General features: G+C 29.7%; 26 protein-coding genes. 10 read left to right on the top strand and 16 right to left on the bottom strand.

Translation table 11 applies throughout. The features are described 5' to 3' along the window. Nucleotides 1–131: 131 nt before the first annotated feature. Nucleotides 132–620 carry a DinB family protein gene (locus tag DIS07_RS00200; protein WP_109403204.1) on the top strand — a complete coding sequence of 163 codons (489 nt, stop codon included), beginning with the start codon at nt 132–134 and terminating at the stop codon, nt 618–620. Here DIS07_RS00200 and DIS07_RS00195 read toward each other — a convergent pair. The 13 genes from DIS07_RS00195 to DIS07_RS00135 all read right to left on the bottom strand — a co-directional run bounded on the left by DIS07_RS00195 (nt 604) and on the right by DIS07_RS00135 (nt 15,497). Then, nucleotides 604–1,605: a DUF6695 family protein gene (locus tag DIS07_RS00195; RefSeq protein ID WP_109403203.1), complete on the bottom strand. Its 1,002-nt coding sequence runs from the start codon at nt 1,603–1,605 to the stop codon at nt 604–606. The two genes, DIS07_RS00200 and DIS07_RS00195, sit on opposite strands and share 17 nt — an antisense overlap. 2 nt (nt 1,606–1,607) lie before the next feature. Then, complete coding sequence (locus DIS07_RS00190; RefSeq protein WP_109403202.1) at nt 1,608–1,850, bottom strand: DUF6095 family protein; 243 nt, start codon at nt 1,848–1,850, stop codon at nt 1,608–1,610. Further along, nucleotides 1,850–2,659 carry an N-acetylmuramic acid 6-phosphate etherase gene (murQ, locus tag DIS07_RS00185; protein WP_109403201.1) on the bottom strand — a complete coding sequence of 270 codons (810 nt, stop codon included), beginning with the start codon at nt 2,657–2,659 and terminating at the stop codon, nt 1,850–1,852. Before murQ ends, DIS07_RS00190 begins: the two co-directional genes overlap by 1 nt. Before the next feature lie 53 nt (nt 2,660–2,712). After that, nucleotides 2,713–3,543: a DUF4249 family protein gene (locus DIS07_RS00180; RefSeq protein WP_109403200.1), complete on the bottom strand. Its 831-nt coding sequence runs from the start codon at nt 3,541–3,543 to the stop codon at nt 2,713–2,715. A gap of 4 nt (nt 3,544–3,547) precedes the next feature. Then, nucleotides 3,548–5,875: a TonB-dependent receptor gene (locus DIS07_RS00175; RefSeq protein WP_394340961.1), complete on the bottom strand. Its 2,328-nt coding sequence runs from the start codon at nt 5,873–5,875 to the stop codon at nt 3,548–3,550. 195 nt (nt 5,876–6,070) lie between these two features. After that, the gene (locus tag DIS07_RS00170; RefSeq protein WP_109403198.1) at nt 6,071–8,293 is read right to left on the bottom strand and encodes an NADP-dependent isocitrate dehydrogenase; all 2,223 of its coding nucleotides are present in this window, start codon (nt 8,291–8,293) and stop codon (nt 6,071–6,073) included. 855 nt (nt 8,294–9,148) lie between these two features. After that, nucleotides 9,149–9,499 (bottom strand): 50S ribosomal protein L19, encoded by a 351-nt coding sequence (rplS, locus tag DIS07_RS00165; protein ID WP_109403197.1) that lies wholly within the window; start codon nt 9,497–9,499, stop codon nt 9,149–9,151. A 107-nt stretch (nt 9,500–9,606) separates the two neighbouring features. Further along, nucleotides 9,607–11,085, bottom strand: coding sequence for a glycosyltransferase family 39 protein (locus DIS07_RS00160; protein ID WP_109403196.1), 1,479 nt, complete (start codon nt 11,083–11,085; stop codon nt 9,607–9,609). Further along, entirely contained in the window at nt 11,078–11,755 is a 678-nt protein-coding gene (gene trmD, locus DIS07_RS00155; protein WP_109403195.1) for a tRNA (guanosine(37)-N1)-methyltransferase TrmD, read from the bottom strand. Before trmD ends, DIS07_RS00160 begins: the two co-directional genes overlap by 8 nt. Nucleotides 11,756–11,787: 32 nt before the next feature. After that, nucleotides 11,788–12,381 (bottom strand): hypothetical protein, encoded by a 594-nt coding sequence (locus DIS07_RS00150; RefSeq protein WP_109403194.1) that lies wholly within the window; start codon nt 12,379–12,381, stop codon nt 11,788–11,790. Nucleotides 12,382–12,413: 32 nt separating this feature from the next. Beyond that, on the bottom strand, nt 12,414–13,970 hold the full coding sequence (locus DIS07_RS00145; RefSeq protein WP_109403193.1) for an NAD(P)/FAD-dependent oxidoreductase: 1,557 nt from the start codon (nt 13,968–13,970) through the stop codon (nt 12,414–12,416). Nucleotides 13,971–14,121: 151 nt separating this feature from the next. Next, nucleotides 14,122–15,009, bottom strand: coding sequence for a peptide chain release factor N(5)-glutamine methyltransferase (gene prmC, locus DIS07_RS00140; protein WP_109403192.1), 888 nt, complete (start codon nt 15,007–15,009; stop codon nt 14,122–14,124). Further along, nucleotides 15,006–15,497 (bottom strand): GNAT family N-acetyltransferase, encoded by a 492-nt coding sequence (locus DIS07_RS00135; RefSeq protein ID WP_109403191.1) that lies wholly within the window; start codon nt 15,495–15,497, stop codon nt 15,006–15,008. Before DIS07_RS00135 ends, prmC begins: the two co-directional genes overlap by 4 nt. Nucleotides 15,498–15,549: 52 nt before the next feature. On the opposite strand from DIS07_RS00135, the gene DIS07_RS00130 reads away from it, so the two are divergent. From DIS07_RS00130 to DIS07_RS00105, 6 genes are read left to right on the top strand one after another with little or no spacing between them, the layout of a single operon-like run. Then, a complete protein-coding gene (locus DIS07_RS00130) occupies nt 15,550–16,014 on the top strand; it encodes an LEA type 2 family protein (RefSeq protein ID WP_109403190.1) in 465 nt (154 codons plus the stop codon). 3 nt (nt 16,015–16,017) lie between these two features. Continuing rightward, on the top strand, nt 16,018–17,082 hold the full coding sequence (gene ribD / locus DIS07_RS00125) for a bifunctional diaminohydroxyphosphoribosylaminopyrimidine deaminase/5-amino-6-(5-phosphoribosylamino)uracil reductase RibD (protein WP_262503120.1): 1,065 nt from the start codon (nt 16,018–16,020) through the stop codon (nt 17,080–17,082). Then, complete coding sequence (locus DIS07_RS00120) at nt 17,075–17,686, top strand: HAD family hydrolase (RefSeq protein ID WP_109403188.1); 612 nt, start codon at nt 17,075–17,077, stop codon at nt 17,684–17,686. The genes ribD and DIS07_RS00120 overlap by 8 nt, the downstream gene beginning before the upstream one ends. Beyond that, nucleotides 17,683–18,546 carry an EamA family transporter gene (locus DIS07_RS00115; protein WP_109403187.1) on the top strand — a complete coding sequence of 288 codons (864 nt, stop codon included), beginning with the start codon at nt 17,683–17,685 and terminating at the stop codon, nt 18,544–18,546. Before DIS07_RS00120 ends, DIS07_RS00115 begins: the two co-directional genes overlap by 4 nt. Beyond that, a complete protein-coding gene (locus DIS07_RS00110; RefSeq protein WP_181374492.1) occupies nt 18,547–19,155 on the top strand; it encodes an IMPACT family protein in 609 nt (202 codons plus the stop codon). A gap of 28 nt (nt 19,156–19,183) precedes the next feature. Further along, nucleotides 19,184–20,146 (top strand): D-2-hydroxyacid dehydrogenase, encoded by a 963-nt coding sequence (locus DIS07_RS00105; RefSeq protein WP_109403186.1) that lies wholly within the window; start codon nt 19,184–19,186, stop codon nt 20,144–20,146. Nucleotides 20,147–20,158: 12 nt separating this feature from the next. Here DIS07_RS00105 and DIS07_RS00100 read toward each other — a convergent pair whose 3' ends face one another. Next, entirely contained in the window at nt 20,159–20,557 is a 399-nt protein-coding gene (locus tag DIS07_RS00100) for an acyl-CoA thioesterase (protein WP_109403185.1), read from the bottom strand. 173 nt (nt 20,558–20,730) lie between these two features. Between DIS07_RS00100 and dnaA the strand changes: the two genes are divergently transcribed. The 3 genes from dnaA (at nt 20,731) to DIS07_RS00085 (ending at nt 23,390) form a co-directional block, all read left to right on the top strand. Next, the gene (gene dnaA / locus DIS07_RS00095) at nt 20,731–22,158 is read left to right on the top strand and encodes a chromosomal replication initiator protein DnaA (RefSeq protein ID WP_109403184.1); all 1,428 of its coding nucleotides are present in this window, start codon (nt 20,731–20,733) and stop codon (nt 22,156–22,158) included. Nucleotides 22,159–22,233: 75 nt separating this feature from the next. Further along, a complete protein-coding gene (locus DIS07_RS00090; protein ID WP_109403183.1) occupies nt 22,234–22,683 on the top strand; it encodes a low molecular weight protein-tyrosine-phosphatase in 450 nt (149 codons plus the stop codon). Nucleotides 22,684–22,685: 2 nt separating this feature from the next. Further along, the gene (locus DIS07_RS00085; RefSeq protein WP_109403182.1) at nt 22,686–23,390 is read left to right on the top strand and encodes an SAM-dependent methyltransferase; all 705 of its coding nucleotides are present in this window, start codon (nt 22,686–22,688) and stop codon (nt 23,388–23,390) included. Here DIS07_RS00085 and DIS07_RS00080 read toward each other — a convergent pair whose 3' ends face one another. Together DIS07_RS00080 and DIS07_RS00075 are read right to left on the bottom strand one after the other, a co-directional pair. Further along, the gene (locus DIS07_RS00080) at nt 23,391–23,942 is read right to left on the bottom strand and encodes a peptidoglycan-binding protein LysM (protein WP_235869064.1); all 552 of its coding nucleotides are present in this window, start codon (nt 23,940–23,942) and stop codon (nt 23,391–23,393) included. 104 nt (nt 23,943–24,046) lie between these two features. Further along, nucleotides 24,047–24,949, bottom strand: coding sequence for a DUF2279 domain-containing protein (locus DIS07_RS00075; RefSeq protein ID WP_235869063.1), 903 nt, complete (start codon nt 24,947–24,949; stop codon nt 24,047–24,049). Between the last annotated feature and the right edge of the window lie 49 nt (nt 24,950–24,998).

The following is a 24,998-nucleotide window of genomic DNA, read 5'->3' as shown; positions in this document are numbered from 1 at the left end:
TGCATGTAATAAACTATTTGTATTTGTATGGTTTTAAGGTTTTTAAAAGTTGTTGATTTTTTTTTTAAAAATCAATTAGAACTCGTAAATTGACAAAACTTTTTACGACTGAGTTGATTTAGATATATAATATGATTGAAGCAATAGCGAAAAATTTACAAAGAGGTATAAAATTATTAAACTCAATTTCTGATGAACAATATTCAAACACCTCTGTAGCTCCCTATTATTCTAGTATTGGTTGCCATATGCGTCATGTTTTAGATGTGTTTTCTTGTGTTTTTGAGGGTTTAGAAACTAAAAATGTATATTTAAATAAACGAAATCGAAATCAAATAGTAGAGTTGCAAGCGAACTTAGGTTTACAATATTTTGATGAAATAATTCATCAATTAATTGAAATTGATAAAAAAAAACTTGAACAAAAAATTGAAGTTATAGATGATTTAGGATTAGGATTGGAATCTGCAACTTATACTTTAGGTGCTATTTTAATGCAAGCACATAGTCATGCAATACATCATTTTGCAAGTGTTGGTTATGTTATTTATCAATTAGGAATTGAATTACCTGATGAAGATTTTGGTTTTAATCCAACAACACCTAAGTTAAAGGTCTAGATTTAAAACAAAACACTTGTTTGTTTTGTTTAATAAATGCTTCATTACAGTTTGTAGAATGTAAAAACTGATGCGGTTTTTGGATTTTAAAACCTTTTTTATCAACATAGAAATCACCTTCAAAGTCTTTAAAACCCTCAGAAGTATATCTTGCAATGATATAGTTTTTAGCATTAATTTTTTCTTCAATTTTAAACCAAGCTCCACTTCCAATTCCGCCCAACCAAGTTGCTTTTTTTAAATCAAAAACATTTTTATTAGGTAATTCTGTACCAATTAAATTTGGTTTTATATCAAACTTTTTTAAAAAAGAAGTTTTGTATTCTTTGATGATAGATCTATTTTGGTAGGTTTTAGTTTGCTGATTTATAACTTCAAAAATTAAATTTGTGGTCGTTCCTTTAATTACATTTCCAATAGGGCTAGGTGTGAATAAATTTGACTTTTTTAATCTTGATTTAATTTTTTTAAAAGTAGATGCAGTAATAATAGTATCGGTTACAAAACGAGCACAATTAGTCCCCTTTTTAATAAAAGCTCCGTATGGAATTTCTTTTTTATTTATGAGCGATATTATAAAAGCTTTTGCTTTCTTATAATCAATTCTATTATTTATAGTTGCAACTAATCGTCCCTCTCCATGTGTTTTTTCAGGATGTTTATCTAACCAAAGTAAAATTTCTTTTAAGTTAGTTAGTCTACCATTTTTAAAGTTAGCTAAAACAGGAATTACTAATTCCGGATCGGTTTCTTTAGATCGCACTCTACCATTTCCATAACTAGTAATATACCTGCCAAAATCAAAATAATTAATTTCAGTTTCTTCTTTTTTGATTAATAAAAAAGCTGCATGACCAGCTTGTACAGCATGTTTACCACCAATACCTATTAATGGCCAAATTTTACTAGAAAACTCCCAATATGCTGGTCTTACAATGGTGTCTGGATAAGAAAGAATGACGATAATTCCGTCAGAATTTTGCATATTTAATCTTTAAAAAAAGCTTTTAATAAAGTGTTAAAGGTTTTAAAAGCAAAGAAAATGGTGAAAATAATTAAGATACCGGCTATTGTTAAAATAAGGTAAGATATAAACTCTTTATTGGTGTTTTCAAACTTTTCTAATGCTTTAAACCCCATAGTTAGCGCAATCGGAGATGCTATAAATAAAAAAACTAAAATTCCTAAATTTCTTAACCCTTTTCCGAGTGCATTTACATCGGTGCTCATTAATTATAATTTTTTAAAGCATTTCTAACATTACCATATTTTTTAATTAATTGGCTAGCTTTATTTAAGTTGATATTTAGTTCTTTGGCTAACATTTTTTGTCCTCTTTCAACTAATTTATTATTAGATAATTGCATGTCTACCATTTTGTTTCCTTTTATTCTTCCTAATTGAATCATAGAAGCTGTAGATAGCATATTTAAGACCAATTTTTGTGCAGTTCCTGCTTTCATTCTAGAACTTCCAGTAACAAATTCTGGGCCAACGATTACTTCTATAGGAAATTGAGCAGTTTTTGAAAGTGGACTATTTTTATTACAAGTTATACAACCTGTTGTAATTTTATTTTCGTTGCATTTTTCTAATGCAGCAATTACATAAGGTGTTGTTCCAGAAGCGGCAATACCAACAACTACATCTTTTTCTGATATTTGATGTTCTTGTAAATCTGTCCAACCTTGATTTGTAGAATCTTCTGCAAATTCCACGGCTTTTCGAATAGCAATATCACCTCCAGCAATTAATCCGACAACCAATTCGTGAGGAACACCAAATGTTGGCGGACATTCAGAAGCATCAACAATACCAAGTCTTCCTGAAGTTCCGGCGCCAATATAAAATAACCTTCCATCGTTTTTAAGTTTATGGGTTATTTGATACGTTAGAGCTTCTATTTGTGGCAACGATTTTTCTACAGCCAAAGGAACAGTTTTATCCTCATTATTAATATTGATTAATAAATTAGAAACGGACATCTTTTCTAGATTATTATAGTGAGAGTCTTGCTCAGTAGTTTTTGTAAAATCCATCACTCAAAAATACAGTTTTTATTGCATTTTAAGTAATGAATTTTTATAAGAAGTTATTCTTTTTTTACCAAACTAATGGTAAAAGTATCAGTCTCTGAAATATGAAAATATCCTAAAGGAAAATTATCTTGATTGGTTATATTTGTCATATTTCCTAATAGGGATGAAGGTACAGTTTCAAACGGACCTCCAGCATTTTGCCCACTTTGATCGACCAATACTCTAAAATAGGTGAAATATTCTTTACTAATACCAGACATTTTAATGTTAACAGTTGCAGGAACTTCTAGATCATCTTCACTATAAAAATAGGAAAAATTATAATCTGAACCATCAAAAAATCGATCTTCAATAGATAAGAATAAATTATTAGATAAATTAAATAAATAATAATTCTCTACATTAGCTTCATCTTTAAACGCTATTTTTAATTCTGTTTCATTACCAGAAAACAGAGTTTTATCTCCCTGTTCAACTTTAGAGAATGGAGTAGATTTTATTTTTGTTGCAGTTCCTTTGTAAGTTTCATTATCATAAATTACAGTGAGCTCATAAGAAGCATTATCTTTTGGGATAAAAGTATTTGCAGGCTTATAGTTTCCATCACCATTTGTGTCAGAAAAGTTAATAATTGTATTATTTGATAAGTCTGTTAAAAATACAGTAGCATTGGTAACTGACGGGATTGTTTCTTCAAAATAATCTGCTGTTAATCGAAGTTTTACAGTTGTGTTTGCGGTTACAGGAGTTTCATCAAATAGAACCTCAAACGAAGCATCTATAATTAATTTTGGTGAAATTGATGGTACTTCGACATCAACTACTTTCTCACAATTTAATAAAAAGAAGCACAGTAAAATTGAAAGTGAATATGTCTTTTTCATTTTTTTAGAATTTAAAATTATAAGTTACTGATGGAACAATTCCAAAAATAGATGTTTGTATAGCTTCATTTCGCATGGTTTCTCTGTTTTGTCTAAAACTAATAGAAGCTGCATTTTGTCGGCCATATAAATTATAAATACCAAATACCCATTCTGCTTGCCATTTTCTGTTTTTATTTTTTTTAGGAGTTAATGTTGCAGAAACATCTAATCTATGATATGCTGGTAATCTATCTGCATTTCTTCTGTTGTCATCATAAACAGGAACATTTAAACCTTGTATTTCATATTGACCAACGGGGTAATTTGTGGGTTGACCAGTTTGAAAGACAAAATTTGTATTGAATTTCCATTTTTTATTCAATTTGTAACTTGCATTTAAAGAGAAATCGTGGGTTTTATCAAAAGGGGTACTGTACCATTCACCCCTGTTAATACCGGGTTCATTGGTTGTTCTTCCCAACGTTTGTTGTTCTGATCTTGATAAGGTATATGCTAACCATCCTTTTAAATTTCCTTTATTTTTTTTAAATAAAACTTCTAATCCGTATGCTTTTGCTTGTCCATTTAAAATTACTGTTTCAATTTCATTATTTGCTACAAGATTGGCACCATTTATATAATCAATTCTATTCTGAATGTCTTTATAGAATATTTCAGTTTCTAAGGAATATCTTCCTTCTTTTAAAGATTTAAAATATCCAATGGCATACTGATCTAGTAGCTGAGGTTTAATATAACGGCCACTTGGAGCCCAAACATCTAATGGAGTAGGAGAGGCAGTATTTGAGAGTAAATGTAAATATTGTGCCATTCTATTATAACTGGTTTTAATTGAAGTGTTATCATTTAAAACATATGACATTGAAATTCTAGGTTCAAAGTTGTTAAAACTGGCGATGACCTTACTTCTGTTAAAATTTTCTGTACCAGTAGGAGTCGCTGATTCATAAACTTTAAATTGAGAATTATATATTACAGGTTGGTTGTTTTGATAAACATTTAATTCATCTTGACCTAAACGAGTAAAATTACTAAAACGAATACCATATTGTAATCTAAATTTGTCACTTATTTTATGCTCTACATCTAGGTAAGTGGCAAATTCATTGGCATATTTATCAATTAATTTTTCTGCAACAATACCGGAGTCATCTCTGTTTGGGAAAATATTACCTGGATTAAATTTGGTATAAATATTATTGATACCGTAACTTAATTTTATTTTATCGCTTACAAAGTGATTGAAATCGTATTTTAAATTGTAGTTTGTAATTCCAGAATCCCATTCAAATCCAACAAAATCAAGAGTTAAACCGTAGAAATAATCAGAATAAATTAGTGATAAATTAGAGAATAGTTTATCAGAAAATAAGTGATTCCACCGTAGGTTGGCAACTTGGTTTCCGTAAGTATTTACAAAATTTTCACTTACACCGAAGACATCTTTCCCAAAATAACCTGAGAAATAAAGGCTGTTTCTATCATTAATTCTATAATTTACTTTAGTATTTAAATCATAAAAATAGGCGGTATTGTCATTGTCAAAAAGTGGTAAAAAAAGGTGTGCATAAGAGGATCTTCCACCTACTAAAAAGGATACTTTTTCTTCTTTAATTGGTCCTTCAACTAATAATCTACTAGAAATTAAACCAATACCTCCTGTGACTTTAAACTCTTTGCTATTTCCCTCTTTTTGATAAATATCTAAAACAGATGATAATCTTCCTCCATATTTTGCAGGGATTCCTCCTTTATATAGTCGAATGTCTTTAATAACATCTGGGTTAAAAACTGAGAAAAAACCAAATAGGTGAGAGGAGTTAAATACAATTGCTTCATCTAATAGAATTAAGTTTTGATCAACAGCTCCACCACGCACATTAAATCCGGAAGCCCCTTCACCAGCACTAGTTACTCCGGGTAATAGAATAATTGATTTTATAATATCTGCTTCACCCAATACAACAGGAATTTGTTTTATTGAGGCAGCTGTAAGCTTATTAACACTCATCTGAGGTGTTCTTACGTTTAGGTTTTCTATATTAGTTTCTATTATGATTTCATCTAAACTTTCGGCTTCTTCTTTTAATTTAAAACTTTTGGTTAATTTCTTGTCTAGATTAATAGTCTCTTCAATTGTTGAAAACCCCAAATAGCTTATTTGCACTTTGTAGCTTCCTTTAGGTAATGTTATTGAATAAAAACCATATTCGTTTGTTGTAGTTCCAGAATTTAACTCGGGAAAATAAACAGAAACACCAATTAAAGTTTCGTTGCTACTATTATCGTAAATAGTACCACTTATGGTGTATCTTTCTTGACCATACATTGATGTAGTCAAAAAAAGTAATAAAAAGAGCAATTTTTTTGTGTTGCACATTTTGTTTAATTATTAAATTAATTTAATAAACAAAAATACAATTCTAAACTTTAAGAAAACGTTAAAATAATAACAAATACTTATCTATTTAAATAAAAAAGTCGGTCTTATATAGACCGACTTTTTATTTGTGCTATGTTCTATTTAGTATGTTAAAATCGAGTTTAAAGTACTGTTAGGTCTCATGGCATTATCTGCTAATTCATCATTAGGTTGGTAATAACCACCAATATTTACAGAGTTACCTTGTATTTCATTTAATTCGGCAACAATTTTTGCTTCATTTGCTTTTAGTTCAGTAGCAATTTTTGTGAATTGTGTTTTTAACTCAGCATCTCTATTTTGATTAGCTAAACCTTCAGCCCAATACATTGCTAGATAAAAATGTGATCCTCTGTTGTCTAATTCACCAACTTTTCTAGAAGGAGATTTATCATTGTCTAAAAATTTATCAGTTGCATCATCTAGTGTTTCAGCTAAGACTAATGCTTTAGTATTGTTATTAGTATTACCTAAATGTTCTAAAGAAACTGCTAATGCTAAAAATTCACCTAAAGAATCCCAACGTAAGTGGTTTTCTTCTAGAAATTGTTGTACGTGTTTTGGAGCTGAACCACCGGCACCTGTTTCAAATAATCCACCACCATTCATTAACGGAACTATTGATAACATTTTTGCAGAAGTACCAACTTCTAGAATTGGAAATAAATCAGTTAAATAATCACGTAAAACGTTACCAGAAACAGATATTGTATCTTCTCCTTTTACAATTCTTTCTAAAGTGAATTCTGTAGCTTTTATAGGTGATAAAATTTTAATTTCTAAACCAGAAGTATCATGATTTGGTAAATATGTATTTACTTTTTTGATGATTTCTGCATCATGAGCTCTATTCTCATCTAACCAAAAAACTGCTGGTGTTTGAGAGGCTCTTGCTCTTGTAACTGCTAATTTTACCCAATCTTGAATTGGTAAATCTTTAGTTTGACACATTCTCCAAATATCACCTTCATCAACAGAATGCTCAATTAATGTTTTACCATTTTCATCGACCACTACCACTTTTCCAGCTGTAGCAATTTCAAAAGTTTTATCATGAGAACCATATTCTTCTGCTTTTTTAGCCATTAAACCAACATTAGGAACAGTACCCATAGTAGTTGGGTCAAAAGCTCCATTCTTTTTGCAAAAGTCTATAGTTGCTGAATAAATTCCTGCATAAGAACTATCTGGTATAATCGCTTTTGTATCTTGCAATTCCCCTTTAGCATTCCACATTCTACCCGAAGTTCTAATCATTGCTGGCATAGAAGCATCAATAATTACATCAGAAGGAACGTGCAGATTAGTAATTCCTTTATCAGAATTTACCATAGCTAAATCTGCTTTTTTAGAGAGTATAGTATCAATATCGGCTAAAATTTCAGCTTTCTTTTCTACTGAGACTTCATCTAAATTACTTAATAAGTTCCCAAAACCATTATTTACATCAACACCAATTTCTTCAAAAATTGCGGCATGTTTATCAAATAATTCTTTAAAATATGTTCTTACTGCATGGCCAAAAATAATAGGGTCAGAAACCTTCATCATTGTTGCTTTCATGTGTAAAGAAAGTAAAACACCACTTTCAGTAGCCTCATTAATTTCTTTATCTAAGAAAGATAATAATGCTTTTTTACTCATTACAGTAGCATCAATAATCTCACCATTAATTAAAGCTAATTCATCTTTTAAGATAGTCTTAGAGCCTTCATTATTGATATGGTATATGCTAACTTTTGTAGCATTTTCTAGAGTAACAGATTTTTCATTATGTGCAAAATCTCCAGCGCTCATAGTGGCTACATGAGTTTTAGAATCAGATTCCCAAACACCCATTGAGTGAGGGTTTTTGCGAGCATAATTTTTAATAGCTTTTGGAGCTCTTCGATCTGAGTTTCCTTCACGTAAAACAGGATTTACAGCCGAGCCTTTTACTTTATTATAAAGCGATAAAACTTTCTGATCTTCTTCAGTTACAACTTCTTCTGGAAAATCGGGTAATGCATAACCTAAAGCTTGTAATTCTGCTATAGCAGCGTTTAGTTGCGGAACAGAAGCACTAATGTTAGGTAATTTTATAATATTAGCTTCAGGTTTTGTAGCTAAATCACCTAAAACGGTTAAAGCATCTTCAACCTTTTGATCTTCTGTTAAATAATCAGAGAAATTAGCTAAAATTCTTGATGCTAAAGAAATATCTTTTACTTCAATTTCTATATTAGATGATTTTGTAAAAGCTTTTACAATTGGTAAGAAAGAACGTGTTGCTAAAGCTGGAGCTTCATCCGTTTTTGTGTATACAATTTTAGCTATTTTACTCATTTTTATATTTTTTTAGATAATTCTTTTGTGTAAAAAATCATAAAACCATTATTGATTTTACGAAAGCGAGCAAATTTAAGAATTATAGATGAGATTTTTAATGGTAAAATCCTATTAATTAGCAGGTTTTATTATGATTTTAATAATTTTTGAAAACGATTTCGTAGAAGTTAAAAATAAAAGCCATATCGCACAATTTCTTGTAGTGATATGGCTTCTTTGAAATAGTTTTAAGTATTGATGCAAATTGCTTAACAATCAAATAAAAGTTGCCTTTTATATTTCTTTTTAACAAAGAAATCACGTTTAACTATTTCAGTTTTTGAAACATCCTTAATTTTAATTAAGCATTCTACTTTTTTAAAACTTTTATTAATGTTTCAGATTGTTTATCACGAACTGTAAACTAATTTGTATGTCTATATAATCGTATTCCCAATCAATTATAGTTAAGGCTTTAATTTATTCACATAGATTTAAATTTTCAATAGTTACTGTAAATTTTCATTTACAAAATCCTATGTTTTTTTAAATGCCAATTCTCTAAACTAAGCTTTTAATTAATTTGTTAATTTTGATTTATATCATAAACTAATCATAAGTTTGTAGATAAAACAATATGTAAAGAACGTTACTTTATTTATTTACGTTTAATTTTTATATTAGTTTTTGAAGACTGATAAGTTGAATTATTTTGTAAATTATAGTGTAAATATATATTTGATTTTTGATTTTACAAACTTTTTAACCAATTAGAAATCAACAGAGTATTAACCATGGTTATTAACATTTGTTCATTAAAAAAAGCGTTGTGAAATATTCACAACGCTTTTTTTATATTTTTTTAAAGAGAGATTATCTTCTTTTCTCAGTAATTCTGGCTTTTTTACCAGTAAGACCTCTAAAGTAGAAAATACGTGCTCTACGTACTTTACCTCTTTTATTAACTTCAATTTTTTGAATAGAAGGTAAGTTTATTGGGAATATTCTTTCTACACCAACAGTACCAGACATTTTTCTGATTGTAAATGTTTCTGAAGTTCCAGATCCTCTTCTTTGAATTACTACACCTCTAAAAAACTGAGTTCTAGTTTTGTTTCCTTCTTTAATTTCGTAATACACTGTAATTGTATCACCAGCAGCAAATTCTGCAAATTCTTTTTTTGTTACGAATTCGTCTTGAACAAATTTTACTAAAGATTCCATATCTTAATATTTATAGTTTTGTAAAGTAACATTCACGATTCTCGTCAGAGGTTAATTTAGCGGTTGCAAAAGTAATCATTATTTTTTGTTCAAAAAACTAAAAACAATTATTTTTTTGATTGATAATTAGTACAATAGAAAACCCAAAACTTGCGAGATTCTTTGTTATTAATTTTAATAATGATGGGTTCTAATTCGGTAACATTATTAAAATAATCTTTTAGTAAAGGGTGAAGGTCTCCTTTTTTGTTTTTGTTTTTAAAACGTTTGTCAGAATCAATAAAAATAGCATTTTTAGAGTTTAAGGTAGATAGATTATCACCTAAATAATCGAAATGTAAAGCAGGTAACCCAATAATGTTTTGCGCATAAACTTTATCATCCATATAAAAGTTTAAACAAGCTGATGTTTTATAATTATCTTCAGAGAAAACAAATGTATTTGGGTATTTTTCCTGCAATTTTTTGGTTTCAGTGGCCAGTTCTTTCCATCCAATCCAAGTGTCATCACTTTTAATTGGAACGAGATAAAATAAAACTTGCAAACCTACTAAAACATGAAAAACAATAGAAAGTATAATTTGACTTTTCAATAATTTTTTGTTGATAAACATTCCTGCTAAAATGATTCCTGTTATATAGGAAGGCATCATCCAGTTTAGTTTTACCCAATAAATTGGCGTGAGGCTAAAAAAGCCAACAAAAGTAGGAATAAAAAAAGCCAGTAAAAATAAGGTTTTACCCTCCGGAATTTTAAATTTCAGCAATGCTCTTTTTAAATATTTAAATGTAAAAGTGATGAAAATGAAAAATAAAATAGGTAATAGTAAGAACATCTGATGCCCAATAGCCCCGAAGAAATTTTTTGGGGAAATTTTAAATTCTGAGATAGAATTTGTTCTTTCTGAAGATTGAAAAGCAAACGAAGCAAATTCATTTTGATAATTCCACCACCATACAGGAAACATGACTCCCACAGATATTATAATTGAAACCCATAGCCACGGAGAAATTAAAAATTTTCTGTATTTGTTAGAAAAAATAAGAAAAGCAATTAGTCCGATTTGTAATAATAAGGCTGTGTACTTACTGTTAAAAGCTAATCCCATTGCAATACCACCAAGAATCCAATACCATTTTTTTTCTTCGAAAATGGCTTTGTATAAGCAGATTAAACTCAGTGTCCAGAATAAAAGTAAAGGAACATCTGGAGTAGAATTAAAAGATAAAATGGAAACAAAAATGGTTGAGACCAATAAAACAATAGCTCTTTGTAGTTTTCTTTTGGATAAAAAGTAAGAGGCTAATTTGTAAAAACTCAGAATAGTTAAAGAAGTAATTATAAAATCAGCAAATTTTATGGTAAATACAGATTGTCCAAAAATATCGGTAAAGATTCTTAAAATGTATCCTATCATTCCTGGATGATCAAAATAGGATAAAGATAAGTTTTGCCCATATAAATAATAATAGGCATCTTGAGGCATTAAACCCATAAATGGGAGTAATATCAACCTAAAAAGTTGAAAACCTAAAACCCAAGAAATGGCTTTGTTGTTTTTTATTAGTAATAAAATCTTATTCATCTAAAAGATCAGGTCTTATTTCTTCTGTTCGTTTATAGGCTTGTTCGCTTCTCCAATCGTCAATTTTAGGAAAATTACCAGACAATAAAATAGCAGGAACTTTCATTCCTTCAAATTCTGCAGGTCTTGTGTAAACGGGAGGTGATAGTAAATTGTCTTGAAAAGAATCGGTTAAAGCCGATTGTTCATCACCAATAACACCTGGAATTAAACGGACAACAGCATCTACTAAAACTGCTGCGGCTAATTCGCCACCTGTTAATACATAATCACCAATAGAAATTTCTTTGGTAATGTATTTGTCTCTAATTCTTTGATCTACACCTTTATAATGCCCCGTAAGAATTAAAATGTTTTCTTTCAATGAAAGCGTATTTGCGATCGATTGATTTAATGTTTTCGCATCTGGAGTCATATAGATAATTTCATCATAAGATCTCTCTGATTGTAATTTTTTGATGCAATTCGAAATGGGTTCAATCATCATTACCATTCCTGCGCCTCCTCCAAATTGTGTATCATCTATTTGTTTGTAATTGCCCAAACCATATTTACGCAAATCGTGCACCATAATTTCTACCAACCCTTTTTTTTGTGCACGCTTTATAATAGAATGATTAAAAGGGCTTTTTAGTAAATCTGGAGCTACTGAAATAATGTCTATTCGCATGTTTGCAAATGTAAAAACTTTAAGTTTATAAATTAGTTTTTAATATTAGAATAGCAATATTCATTGTAGAAATCAATTAATTTTATGGTTTCTTTTACATCTAACTTTCCTTGTTTGATGTATTTTACAATTTTTGGACAATCTTTAAAAAAAGTGATTACTCTCTTTTTTATTTTATGCCAACCCTTACCATCTATAAAACCAATATTAAATGCATAACTTTCATTTTTTCTTTTAATATAAAGTTCTGAACCTTTTCTAAATTCCCTGCTGATATTACTTTGATAGCTGTCTTTAATATGAAAAGCTACTTGATAAAGCTCTAAATGTTTATTTTGATGTATAATGTAACCGATGCCTTGAAGTATTTTTTTAGAGTTTACATTTTTTTTTATATTAATAATATAAGCGTCAAGTCTAGGATTTTTTTTATCAATAATCATAGTTGTTATGCTATCATAATTGTATTCTTTTTTTGTTTTTGCATCCTCAATTTTCTTAATACTTACATTAAAATCACCTTGAATTACTTTACCATTTTTAAAGGTGATCTCTAGGTTTAGTTTTCTTTGAGAATACGTAATTGAAGTAATAAATATTAGAAAAATTATAAAACTAAACTTCATTGAATTTATTTTATGTGATAAATTTTTTACTGCTAAGATTTAGCAATGGCAGCTTCGGCACAACGTTCGCCGTCCATAGCGGCAGAAACAATTCCACCAGCATAACCACCACCTTCTCCACAAGGAAATAAACCTTCTATTTCTGTGTGCTCTAAATTTTCTTTTCTTGGAATATTAACCGGGGATGAAGTTCTAGATTCTACACCAATAATATTGGCTTCATTTGTATGATAACCGTGCATTTTTTGACCGAATGCTGCAAAGCCTTTTCGCAATCTACTTCCAATAATTTTTGGTAAAAGCGAGTGTAGTGGAGCCGATTTTAAACCTGGCTGATAAGAACAATCGTTTAATTCTGGAGAGAGTTTTCCATCTACAAAATCTACCAATCTTTGAGCGGGTGCAGTTTGCGTTCTACCACCTGCATAAAAAGCAATTTTTTCTAAATCTTTTTGAAATTGTAATCCTTTTAAAGCACCTAAATGTTCGTACTTTTTAAAATCTTTGTCAATATCTAATTCAACCACAATACCAGAATTGGCAAACTTATTATTTCTACGAGAAGGAGACATTCCGTTTACAACAACTTCGCCATTTGCCGTGGCTGCAGGAACTATAAATCCGCCAGGACACATGCAAAAAGAATATACCCCTCTGTTGTTTACTTGATGCACCAAACTGTAAGCGGCCGCAGGTAACAATTCGTCTCTTTCGCCAGAACAATGATATTGAATTTGGTCGATAATTTCTTGCGGATGTTCTACACGAACACCCATTGCAAAAGATTTTGCTTTTAAAGCGATTTCTTTTTTGTGCAACAATTCGTAAATATCTCTCGCTGAATGCCCCGTAGCTAAAATTACAGAATTTACAGTCATTTCTTCTCCATTTTGAAGCTGAATGGCAAGTAATTTGTTGTTCTTAACAATAAAATCTGTCACTCTCGTTTCAAAATGAATTTCGCCACCAAACTTTAAGATATTCTCACGAATATTCTGAATGATTTTTGGTAATTTATTCGTTCCAATATGTGGATGTGCATCAATTAGAATTTGTTCTGTAGCTCCGTGAAAAACTAAATTTTCGAAAATTCTACGAACATCACCTCTTTTCAAAGAACGTGTATACAATTTTCCATCAGAATAGGTTCCTGCACCACCTTCACCAAAACAATAATTAGAATCTTCGTTTACAAAATGTTCTTGATTAATTGCACGTAAATCTCTACGTCTGTCTTGTACGTTTTTTCCACGTTCTAAGACTATAGGTTTGTACCCCAATTCTATGCAACGCAAAGCTGCATACATTCCTGCAGGACCAAAACCAACAATGTGAATTTCTTTAGCCTTAGAAACGTCTTTATACTCAAAAATATAATCCGATTTTTCAGGAACGGCTTCGTTTATGTATACCGCAACTTTATAATTAAAGATGATGTTTTTTTTACGAGCATCAATTGATTTACGTAACACTTTTACTGCAGTTATTTCTGAGGTTTCAACACCTAATTGTTTTGCAGCTTTATATAATAGCGTATTCTCTTTACGTTCTTCAATTAAATTTACACGAAGTTGAATTTCTTTAACCATTCTGCAAAAGTAATCAAATTAAAGACTGAGTATTGATGATAATTCAATAGAATTTACTGGAAGATTCGCTAACGTAGTGACGAATATGCAACGTTTCAATGTTTTATATTCGTAGTTAGCGAAGTTATCAGAAAATAAGTTTAGAAACAAACTAAATGAAACTCGCTTTTAGCATTCTATTGTTCCCAAATAAATCTTTTTTAAGAATGATATTTTTAAAATCTTTTTCTGCTAACATTTCAACAGTTTCTTTGCCTAAATATTGATTGATTTCAAAAAATAATACTCCGTTTTTAGTAAGATGTTGTTTGGCTAAATCTGTAATTTTTTTGTAGAAGATTAGTGGATTTTCATCAGTAACAAATAAAGCCAAATGTGGTTCATTTTCTAACACATTATTATTGATTTCAACTTTTTCTAATTCTCGAACATAAGGAGGATTAGAAATAATAATATCATATTGCTGATTTAATTTGTTAGTATTTAAAATATCCATTTCTATAAAATCGACTTCAGCATTATTTAAATTAGCGTTTTTACGTGCAATTTGCAAAGCTTTTTTAGAGACATCAATAGCAGAAATTTTTACACATTTTAGGTTATTCGCTAATGAAATAGGGATACAACCTGTTCCTGTTCCAATATCAAGAATTGAAAGAGATTTCTCATTAATATTCGAAATGACATCCTTACTCTTTATTCTTTTTTCTTGAATCTCTTTTATAATCCACTCCACCAATTCTTCTGTTTCTGGTCTTGGTATCAAAGTGTTTTCATTTACAATAAAAGGCAATCCATAGAACTCCGTTTTTCCTAAAATATATTGAATCGGTTCTTCTTTTTGTAATCTTTTTGTAATGTTTTTTAATCGAAGAAGCATGTCATCATCAATTAAAAAATCTGGTTTTAAAACCGTGTCTATTCTTTGCAAATGAAGTTTTTCTTCAATCAATAAAAAGAAAAAAGTATCGATTTCTGTTTTTGGATAGATTTCTGAAAGTGCTTCCGAAAAATAGTTTCTAAATTCTTTTAAAATCATATTTTTTTAATCATCCAAACGTTACAAGAATAGTGGCAAGTGTTTCCCATTGGTGCATCTAAAGCAGTAAAACCATATTTTTTATACAATTTAACGGCCGCTTTCATATAAGGAAGCGTTTCTAAATAACAGTTTTCGAAACCAAATTCTTTGGCTTTTTCTAAACAGGTAGAAATCAGTTTGGTGCCTAATCCTTTTCCTCTTGCAATGGGCAAAAAATACATTTTTTGCAATTCACAAGTATTGCCTTTAAAATTATCTAATTGTGCAATTCCTGCTCCGCCAACAACTTTTCCTTCATGTTCTACCACATAATAAATAGCTTTTTCTTTTTGATAGGTTTCAAACATTTGGTCTGTAGCTTTATCTTCGTAAGCAGTTCCTGTCTTGGGAGCTCCCATTTCTAAAATAACGGCTCTCACAACTTTTGCAAGTTCACGATTATCTTTAGGTTGAATTTCTCGAATGATAAAATCTTGAGGTGTCATTTAATACTGTATTTTTGCAAGAGCAATTTACCTAATTTTTTAATTTATTTAGATGAAAAATCTTCTATATTTTACTTTTATATTTTTATTGATAACAAGCTGTTCTGTGAATAAAGAACCTATTTTTATTAAAGTTGATGATATAAAATTAGTGAGTATTAAAAGCGATACAGTCGTTTTAAAAGCGTTTGCTTTTTTCGAGAATCCAAATGATGTTGGCGGAAAAATTTCTACAGATGAAATTCAAATTATGGTGAACGAACATGAGGTTGCACAAGTAACTGCCGATGAATTTAAAGTGCCCGCTAGAAAAGAATTCTCCATTCCGCTATTTGCAAGTATACCTACTAAGAAATTATTAAATACCAACAAAAATGGAGTTTTAGGAGGTTTGATCAATTCTATTTTAACCAATAAGATAAATGTTAGAATTAAAGGTAATTTAGAATATGTTGTTTTTGGTTTTAAGAAAGAATTTGTTGTAGATAAGTCGCAAGAAATAAAGATTAAATTGTAAGTTATTAATCACGAGTTTTACATAAAACGTTGTTTGCAAATCGCTAAAAATGGAATTGGAACTGCACGTCCTAATCCTTCTGTTGGCGCGGTTGTAGTTTATAATGATACAATTATAGGAGAAGGTTTTACTTCTTCTTACAGTGGTAAACACGCCGAAGTAAATGCAATTGAATCGGTAAAAGATAAATCACTTTTAAAAGAAGCAACAATTTATGTAACCTTAGAACCTTGTGCACATTTTGGTAAAACACCACCTTGTGCAGATTTAATTGTAAAATATCAATTTAAAAAAGTGGTTATTGGTTGTGTAGATTCTAATAGTTTGGTTGCTGGTAAAGGAATTGAGCGATTAAAAATAGCAGGAATAGAAGTAGTTGTTGGTGTATTGGAAGATGAATGTAGAGAGCATCACAAACGTTTTTTTACAAGTCAAGAAAAAAAAAGACCTTTTATTATGCTTAAATGGGCAGAAACCAAAGATGGATGTATTGCTCCATTAACCAAAGGCGAAAACAGACCCGTTTGGATTTCCAATCCTTATTCACAGCAATTAGTGCACCAATTAAGAAGTAAAGAGCACGCTATTTTAGTAGGGACAAATACGGTTATTGCTGATAACCCTAAACTAAATGTAAGAAGTTGGTATGGAGAAAATCCAATTAGAATTGTATTGGATAGAAATTTAAGAATACCAAAAAGCGCCAATGTTTTTGATAAAAGTGTGAAGACAATCGTTATTACAGAATCAAGAAGTCTAAAGAATAAAAATGTCATTTCGAACAATGTCGAGAAATCTCAACTAATTTATGAAGAGATTGATTTTACTAAAAAAATAGCTTCTCAAATTTGTGAAGTTTTACAAAAACACCATATTCAATCTTTAATTATAGAAGGAGGTACTCATACATTACAAACATTTATTGATGAGAACTTATGGGATGAAGCAATGATTTTTATAGGTGATTGTGAGTTTGGAATGGGGGTAAAATCTCCAATTTTTAATAAAACAGTTTTAGAAGAGAAAAACATTAAAAGAGATGTTTTAAAAATATATTCAAATGATTAAAAATATCATTTTCGATTTTGGCGATATTTTTATCAACTTAGATAAAAAACGCTTTGCAAAAGAGATAGAGAAATTAGGTGTTTCTCAAGTAGATGAAGCAGTAAAAAATATTTTAGATGATTATGAAATGGGATTAATTTCTACTGAAGATTTTTTAACTTTTTTCAATCAAAATCTTAAAAAACCTAAAGAAGCATTGGTTTTAGCTTGGAATTCTATTTTGTTAGATTTTCCTTTAAAACGATTAGAGTTTTTAAAAAAGTTGGCAGAAAGTAAAAAATATAGATTGTTTTTATTAAGCAATACAAACGATTTACACATTTCTTGGATTCAAAAAGATTGGGGAATGGAACTTTATAATGATTTTAAAAGCTGTTTTGAAAAATTTTATTTGACTTATGAAATTCATTTAAAAAAACCCAATGCAGACATTTATAAGTTTGTATTGAATGAAAATAATTTAATCGCAGAAGAAACTATTTTTATTGATGATACAAAAGAGAATACAGATGCTGCAAATCTACTTGGAATTCATACTTGGAATTTAATTCCAGGAGAAGAAGATGTAACTCAATTATTCACGAAAAAAGAAGATTTATTTTGATTTATTTACTGCTAAGTATTCTTTTTTCAACAGGTTTGTTTGTCATCTTTAAATACTTTGGTATTTATAAAATTGATGTTTTAAAAGCTATAGTTGTAAACTATATTGTTGCTTTTATGATAGGTTTTGTATCCGCAGAAAAAAGAATTCCGTTTGCAGAAATTCCAAATCAAACTTGGTTTTTTGGTGCTATATTATTGGGTGCATTATTTGTTTCTATTTTTTTTGTAATGGCAATGGCAGCTCAAAAAAATGGAGTTTCAGTAGCTTCTGTGGCAGGTAAAATGTCTGTGGTTATACCTGTTTTATTCGGGCTTTTTTTGTACAATGAGTCTGTTACTTTTTTAAAAGTTATCGGAATTATAATAGCAGTTATTGCTGTCTATTTAGCATCTGTAAAAGAAGAAAAAAGAAACGTTAAAAAAGCTGGGTTACTATTTCCAATCCTTTTGTTTTTTGGTTCTGGAGCAATAGATACCCTATTAAAATATATTGAAGTAAACTTTGTTCCCAAAGAAGAAGTTGCAATTTTTTCTGGAAGTTTATTCGCAATAGCAGCTTTTTTTGGACTGATTATTCTAGGAGTGAAATCCATAAAAAAACAAGAATCTTTTGGTGTAAAAAATGTAATTGCTGGTGTTGTTTTAGGAATACCTAATTATTATTCGATTATATTTTTAATTAAAGCTTTGCAAGTAGATGGTTTCGAAAGTTCAACTTTGTTCACCATAAATAATGTAGGTATTGTAATTGTTTCTACTTTGGTAGGTTTGTTATTATTTAAAGAACATTTTAGCCTTAAAAATAAAATAGGAGTCTTTTTAGCAATTCTTGGAATTATCCTAGTAACTATAGCTTAAATGATAGAAGACGCATATAAAACCATAGAAAAACCATCTGAGGAAACACTTTTTAAGGAAAAAGGAAGCAAGTTTTTTGGATATGCTTTTCCTGTTAAAAACGAAGATGATGTAAAAGAATGTTTAGAAGAACTCAAGAAAAAACATCATGCTGCAAGACATTTTTGTTATGCGTATCAATTAGGAATTGAAAAAATAAGGTTTAGAGCAAATGATGATGGAGAACCTAATAATTCTGCGGGTTTGCCTATTTATGGACAAATTCAATCTTTTGAAGTTACCAATATTTTAGTCGTTTCAGTTCGTTATTTTGGAGGAACAAAACTAGGAGTTGGCGGATTAATTTCAGCATATAAAACATCTGCACAGTTGGCTTTAGAAGCATCAGATATTTTAGAAAAAACGATTGATGTTCATTTTGCTTTAAAATTCAACTATGATATGATGAATGCCGTGCAAAGAATCATCAAAGAGAAAAACATTGAAATTATCAAACAAAAATTAGAAATGGATTGTGAGTATACAATTTCTACTCGTAAAAATGATGCGGATGCTATTTTTAGTATTTTTAATACTTTGTATAAAGTTGATATAAAAAGAATAGTATAGTGTTTAAGTTTATCAAAAAGGATAGAATATGAAAATAGTAGTTTTAGATGGATATACGTTAAATCCAGGAGATATTAGTTGGACCGCCTTGGAAGAATTAGGAGATGTAACCATTTATGATAGAACAGCATACGATTCAAATAGTATTATAGAAAATATTGCAGATGCAACAATTGTTTTTACAAACAAAACACCTTTAAATGAAGAGGTTTTAGCGCAAGTGCCTTCTGTAGAATATATAGGAGTATTGGCAACTGGGTTTAATGTTGTAGCTATAGAAGCTGCAAAAAGGCACAATATTATAGTCACTAATATTCCAGATTATAGTTCTGGTGCAGTAGCACAATTTACAATGGCGCTTTTATTAGAATTATGCCATCATATAGGAGCTCATCATATTTCTGTAAAAAATGGAGATTGGGTTTCTAGCAAAGATTTTAGTTATTGGAATAGTCCATTAATAGAGTTATCTGGAAAAACAATTGGGTTAATTGGTTTTGGTAAAATTGGGCAAGCAACAGCTAAATTGGCAATTGCATTTGGTTTAAAAGTTTTGGTATATAGTAGGACTATATATAAAGACTTTGAAAATGAAAACCTTCAATTTGTTGCTTTGGATGATTTGCTCCTGCAATCAGATTTTGTAAGCCTTCACTGTCCTTTAAATAAAGAAACAGAAGGGATTATAAATGCTGAAAATATTTCTAAAATGAAAAAAACAGCAATATTAATCAATACATCTAGAGGTCCTTTGGTTGATGAAAAAGATTTAGCAAATGCGTTAAATACAAATAATTTAATGGCAGCTGCTGTAGATGTAATTTCGGAAGAACCAATGAAAAAAGACAATCCGTTACGAAATGCTAAAAATTGTATTATAACTCCGCATATTGCTTGGGCATCAAAAGAAGCTAGATTACGTTTAATGAATACTGCTATTGGTAATTTAGAAGCTTTTATAGAAAATAACCCAATAAATGTTGTAAGCTAATATTTCATTTTTTTAATATCCCAAACCTTCTAATAAATAATCAGGGCATCTTGCTGGTTTCATCGTTTTTCTGTTCATAAAAGCCAAAACTGTATTTCCTGTGCAAATTAATTCGTCACTTTGGTTTTTAATTTCATAATCAAATTCAATCTTTACCATTGGTTTTTTTTTCAAGATTGTATGTATGGTTAAAACATCATCATACAAAGCCGATTTTATAAAATTGCAACTTAAAGAAATAACAGGGAGCATTATTCCGCTGATTTCCATATCTTTGTAAGTAACTCCTAAAGAACGCAGCCATTCAGTTCGGCCCAATTCGAAAAATTGAGCGTAGTTTCCGTGATATACAACGCCCATTTGGTCGGTTTCTGAATATCGTATTCTAGTTTTTGTTGATGATTTTTTCAATTGTAATAGACAAATTTTATAAAAGCATTTTACGTAAAAAATAATTAATAATCAATAGCAATTTCATTTTTTTTTAATGAATTTTATTCACACTTTTGTAAGGCTTTAGAAAAAGGTTCAAAAAGTCCATTTTTAACCAAAATTATTAACCTAAAAAAATTTACTTTAACTAAATGACTGTAACTGCTGACTCAGTTTGGAATGAATGTTTGACTTTTATAAAGGATAATATTAAACCACAAGCTTATAAAACTTGGTTCGAACCAATAAAGCCGGTAAAACTTTCAGGAGAAGCATTAACAATTCAAGTACCCAGTAAATTTTTTTATGAATGGTTAGAAGAACACTACATTAAATTATTACGTGTAGCATTGGTAAGACAATTAGGAAATGATGCCAAATTGATTTACGATGTGAAAATGGAAAACAATTATAGTAGTAACAGACCACAAATTGTTAAAATTCCTAGTTCCAATAGAGATCCTTTAAAACCTCAAAAAGTTACAGTTCCTTTAGAATCTAATAAAAGAGAATTAAGAAATCCTTTTGTAATTCCTGGATTGCAAAAAGTGAAGATAGAATCTCAATTAAATCCAAACTATAGTTTTGCAAATTTTGTTGAAGGAGATTCAAATAGATTAGCACGTTCTGCAGGTATGGCAGTTGCAAACAAACCAGGAGGAACCTCTTTTAATCCTCTTTTAATTTATGGTGGTGTTGGTTTAGGAAAAACACATTTGGCACATGCTATTGGTGTTGATATTAAAGATAAATATCCAGACAAAACAGTTTTATATATTTCTTCAGAAAAATTCACACAGCAATTTATAGATTCTGTAAAGTCGAATACTAGAAATGATTTTATTCATTTCTATCAGATGATAGATGTGTTAATTATTGATGATGTTCAATTCTTATCAGGAAAAGCAGGAACACAAGATGTGTTCTTCCATATTTTTAACCATTTACATCAAAATGGGAAACAGGTAATTTTAACTTCGGATAAAGCGCCTGTAGACATGCAAGATATCGAGCAACGTTTATTATCTCGTTTCAAATGGGGATTGTCAGCAGAATTACAAGCACCAGATTACGAAACAAGAATTTCTATTTTAGAAAATAAATTGTTTAGAGATGGTGTAGAAATGCCAGAGGAAATTATAGAGTATATTGCTAAAAACATCAAATCTAATGTAAGAGAATTAGAAGGTGTTATCATTTCTATGATTGCTCAAGCCTCTTTTAATAGAAGAGAATTCTCTATAGAATTGGCTAAACAGATTGTAGATAAGTTTGTTAAAAACACTAAAAAAGAAGTATCTATAGATTATATTCAGAAAGAAGTATCTAAGTACTTTGATATGGATGTAGCTACTTTACAATCTAAAACACGTAAGCGTCATATAGTACAAGCTAGACAGTTAGCAATGTTTTTTGCGAAACGATTAACTAAAACCTCTCTAGCAAGTATTGGTAATCAAATAGGACAAAGAGATCACGCAACAGTGTTGCACGCTTGTAAAACTGTAGACAACTTAACAGAAACAGACAAGCAGTTTAGAAAATATGTAGACGACTTAACAAAAAAGTTGACTTTCTAAAACTTTCGAAAATTTTTTTATTTGTCATTCCTCTACAATCAGGAATCTATTTCTTATTTTTAACAAAAATACTTTATGTATAAAATATTGATGGTTTGTTTAGGAAACATCTGTCGTTCTCCTTTAGCTGAAGGGATTTTACAATCTAAAGTGAATGCTGATACAGTTTTTGTAGATTCTGCAGGTACTGCTGCCTATCATATAGGAAATAAACCAGATGAACGTTCAATTGATGTTGCTGCTAAATATGGGTTAAATATTAGAAATCAAAGAGCAAGAAAATTTTCTGTATCAGATTTTGATGAGTTTGATATGATTTATGCGATGGATGAAAGTAATTATCAGAATATACTTGATGTAGCAAGAAATAAAGATGATGAGCAGAAAGTACAACTTATTTTGAACGAATCAAACCCCAATTCTAATCTAAATGTTCCAGATCCATATTATGGAGGAAATCAAGGTTTTGAAAATGTCTATAAAATGCTTGATGAAGCTTGTGAAATCATTGCTAAAAAATTATAAAAATGTTTGGTAAACTATACTTAATTCCTACAACTTTAGGAGAAACTGAACCATTAGAGGTAATGCCTTTATCTGTAAAAAAAGTAGTTGAGCAAATTGATTATTATATTGTTGAGAACGAAAAATCAGCAAGAAGATTTATCAAAAAAATATCTCCTAAAAAATCACAACCTTCTCTGCAAATAATGTTGCTGGATAAGTACGCTGAAGAATTAGAAACAAGAAAATATTTAGATGTTTGTAAAGAAGGAATCAATGTTGGTCTACTTTCAGAGGCAGGAGTTCCAGCTATTGCAGATCCTGGAGCAAGTATCGTTAAATTAGCCCATCAGAACAATATTCAAGTTGTGCCTTTGGTTGGACCAAGCTCTATTTTAATGGCGATGATGAGCTCTGGAATGAATGGGCAAAATTTTGCTTTTAACGGTTATTTACCAATAGATAAAGGTGAAAGAAAAAAAGCAATTAAAGATTTAGAACGTTTGTCTAAAGATAAAAAACAATCACAAATCTTTATAGAAACTCCTTACAGAAATGAAAAGATGTTTACCGATTTAAAAGCTACTTTAACCCCAACTACCAATTTATGTATTGCTGCAGATATAACTTTGCCAACTGAGTTTATTAAAACAATGTTTATAAAGGATTGGAAACATCAACAACCTGATTTACATAAAAAGCCTGCTATTTTTATTATTCAGAAGTAATTATACCTTCGCCTTTCTATCAGCTTTAATGTTAGAAACATTATAGCCACCAAACTTTTTTAAGTAAGATTGAATGGTTGCTCCATAAGCATCAGAAAAACGAACAGAACCATTACTTCTTAAGAATTTTTTTACATTACCAGCACCACTTAAATGAGCAGCAGCTAAAATACCTGATTCTGTAATTTTAATTCCGTTAATGGTTTTTCCAATTGAACGCTTAATATCTTTTCTTAAAATCCACTTATTTACTTTACATAAAGCAATAAAGGCTCTTTCTTGTAATTCTGGATTTCTTAAAAACGCTTGCGTATTGTAAATTCTAAATCTTTCTAAAGTTGTTCTCCCAAATTGATATTTGCCTAAATACCCTAAAGTATTTACAATGGTATATTTTCCTTGAGATTCTTTAAAAGCTAAAGCTTCTTTAAAACCTACAAAATCTTTCTGTAAATAAGGAATATTGTAATCTATAAACTTCGGAAGAGTAACTTCGTCTACTGCATTTGTTTTTTTATCAATAATTGTTGCGTTGATAAATCCTAAAAACACAATGCATAAAACTAAAAACTTTTTGATATATTAAATCTTTCTGTTTTGCATGACAAAGGTATAATCAATTTTTAATTTAACTGATTATCAATGTGTTAAATTTTTTAGAAATACAAATAATGAAATTTTACTTGTCCTTTGGTGTTAATTTCTAAACTTGGGGCTGGTATTTTTATGAAGTTAATAACAGAAAAGACCGATTTTAAGAATTTTGATTTTGTAGGAACCTTTACTAAATCGATATCGAGACTCAAATAAAACTGCCTATAGGGTGATTGAAGTGATAAATTCTGTGGATTTTCACTTCCAAAGAGCATTCCATCTGCTCCATAACCCACAGCGACATTTAACCATTTTGGAAAGTTTCCTTTTTTATTAAACGACCAAATATTTGCTGAAAGCCAGTATGTTTGTCCATTATAATCTTTTAAAGCTTGTTGTAAATAGTTTTTACCTAACGTATTAGGCCTTTGTTTTGCATATGCAGTTTGATTAAAGGAGTATTTTACTGTAATTCGTTGTTCCTTCCATAATAATTCTTGTCCAATTAATAGTCCGGTACCAGCAGCATTCGCTAAAATATCTCCAGGAGAAGCGCCCCATTCTCTAGAAAATCCGTCTAAAATTTCAACAGCAGTTAAAAAAGCAAAACCATAGGTTGCTCCATATATTAGTTGATTTGTTTTTGAAACACCAGCCCAATCTAAGGTTTCCATTCCAATTTTACCAACATAATATGAAGTCATAAAATGTCCAACTTTATCCATTTGTTTCCAATCGTTATTGTCATTTTTAAAATGAAAACTTGATTGAGGATAATCTTTATACCAAAGTTGATGTAATGCAAGTAAAGATCCTCCTGCTAGAACACTTTTAGCAATAACAATAGTGTTTCTTCTCTTTTTATGAAGTGTGTCGGATTTCTTAAAAAAAGATGTGTTTTGAGCACAAAAGGAAAATGTGAAAAATAAAGCTACAAAAAAGGAGATTGTTTTTTTTTTGATCAAAAGTATTTTTTTTATTCTCTAACAACTAACAACTAACAACTAACAACTA

The sequence above is a fragment of the Polaribacter aquimarinus genome, assembly GCF_003129485.1.
Classification (GTDB): domain Bacteria; phylum Bacteroidota; class Bacteroidia; order Flavobacteriales; family Flavobacteriaceae; genus Polaribacter; species Polaribacter aquimarinus.
This window is presented reverse-complemented; position numbering and strand designations above follow the sequence as displayed.

What these genes read in the sequence shown, in the direction of transcription:
- DIS07_RS00120 (WP_109403188.1), top strand. Translation starts at nt 17,075, where the DNA reads ATGATTAAAAATATCATTTTCGATTTTGGCGATATTTTTATCAACTTA.
- trmD (WP_109403195.1), bottom strand. Translation starts at nt 11,755, where the DNA reads ATGCGAATAGACATTATTTCAGTAGCTCCAGATTTACTAAAAAGCCCT.
- DIS07_RS00195 (WP_109403203.1), bottom strand. Translation starts at nt 1,605, where the DNA reads ATGCAAAATTCTGACGGAATTATCGTCATTCTTTCTTATCCAGACACC.
- DIS07_RS00135 (WP_109403191.1), bottom strand. Translation starts at nt 15,497, where the DNA reads ATGACACCTCAAGATTTTATCATTCGAGAAATTCAACCTAAAGATAAT.
- DIS07_RS00105 (WP_109403186.1), top strand. Translation starts at nt 19,184, where the DNA reads ATGAAAATAGTAGTTTTAGATGGATATACGTTAAATCCAGGAGATATT.
- DIS07_RS00170 (WP_109403198.1), bottom strand. Translation starts at nt 8,293, where the DNA reads ATGAGTAAAATAGCTAAAATTGTATACACAAAAACGGATGAAGCTCCA.
- DIS07_RS00150 (WP_109403194.1), bottom strand. Translation starts at nt 12,381, where the DNA reads ATGAAGTTTAGTTTTATAATTTTTCTAATATTTATTACTTCAATTACG.
- DIS07_RS00110 (WP_181374492.1), top strand. Translation starts at nt 18,547, where the DNA reads ATGATAGAAGACGCATATAAAACCATAGAAAAACCATCTGAGGAAACA.
- dnaA (WP_109403184.1), top strand. Translation starts at nt 20,731, where the DNA reads ATGACTGTAACTGCTGACTCAGTTTGGAATGAATGTTTGACTTTTATA.
- DIS07_RS00130 (WP_109403190.1), top strand. Translation starts at nt 15,550, where the DNA reads ATGAAAAATCTTCTATATTTTACTTTTATATTTTTATTGATAACAAGC.
- murQ (WP_109403201.1), bottom strand. Translation starts at nt 2,659, where the DNA reads ATGGATTTTACAAAAACTACTGAGCAAGACTCTCACTATAATAATCTA.
- DIS07_RS00085 (WP_109403182.1), top strand. Translation starts at nt 22,686, where the DNA reads ATGTTTGGTAAACTATACTTAATTCCTACAACTTTAGGAGAAACTGAA.
- DIS07_RS00200 (WP_109403204.1), top strand. Translation starts at nt 132, where the DNA reads ATGATTGAAGCAATAGCGAAAAATTTACAAAGAGGTATAAAATTATTA.
- DIS07_RS00180 (WP_109403200.1), bottom strand. Translation starts at nt 3,543, where the DNA reads ATGAAAAAGACATATTCACTTTCAATTTTACTGTGCTTCTTTTTATTA.
- DIS07_RS00190 (WP_109403202.1), bottom strand. Translation starts at nt 1,850, where the DNA reads ATGAGCACCGATGTAAATGCACTCGGAAAAGGGTTAAGAAATTTAGGA.
- DIS07_RS00160 (WP_109403196.1), bottom strand. Translation starts at nt 11,085, where the DNA reads ATGAATAAGATTTTATTACTAATAAAAAACAACAAAGCCATTTCTTGG.
- DIS07_RS00175 (WP_394340961.1), bottom strand. Translation starts at nt 5,875, where the DNA reads ATGTATGGTCAAGAAAGATACACCATAAGTGGTACTATTTACGATAAT.
- DIS07_RS00145 (WP_109403193.1), bottom strand. Translation starts at nt 13,970, where the DNA reads ATGGTTAAAGAAATTCAACTTCGTGTAAATTTAATTGAAGAACGTAAA.
- prmC (WP_109403192.1), bottom strand. Translation starts at nt 15,009, where the DNA reads ATGATTTTAAAAGAATTTAGAAACTATTTTTCGGAAGCACTTTCAGAA.
- rplS (WP_109403197.1), bottom strand. Translation starts at nt 9,499, where the DNA reads ATGGAATCTTTAGTAAAATTTGTTCAAGACGAATTCGTAACAAAAAAA.
- DIS07_RS00090 (WP_109403183.1), top strand. Translation starts at nt 22,234, where the DNA reads ATGTATAAAATATTGATGGTTTGTTTAGGAAACATCTGTCGTTCTCCT.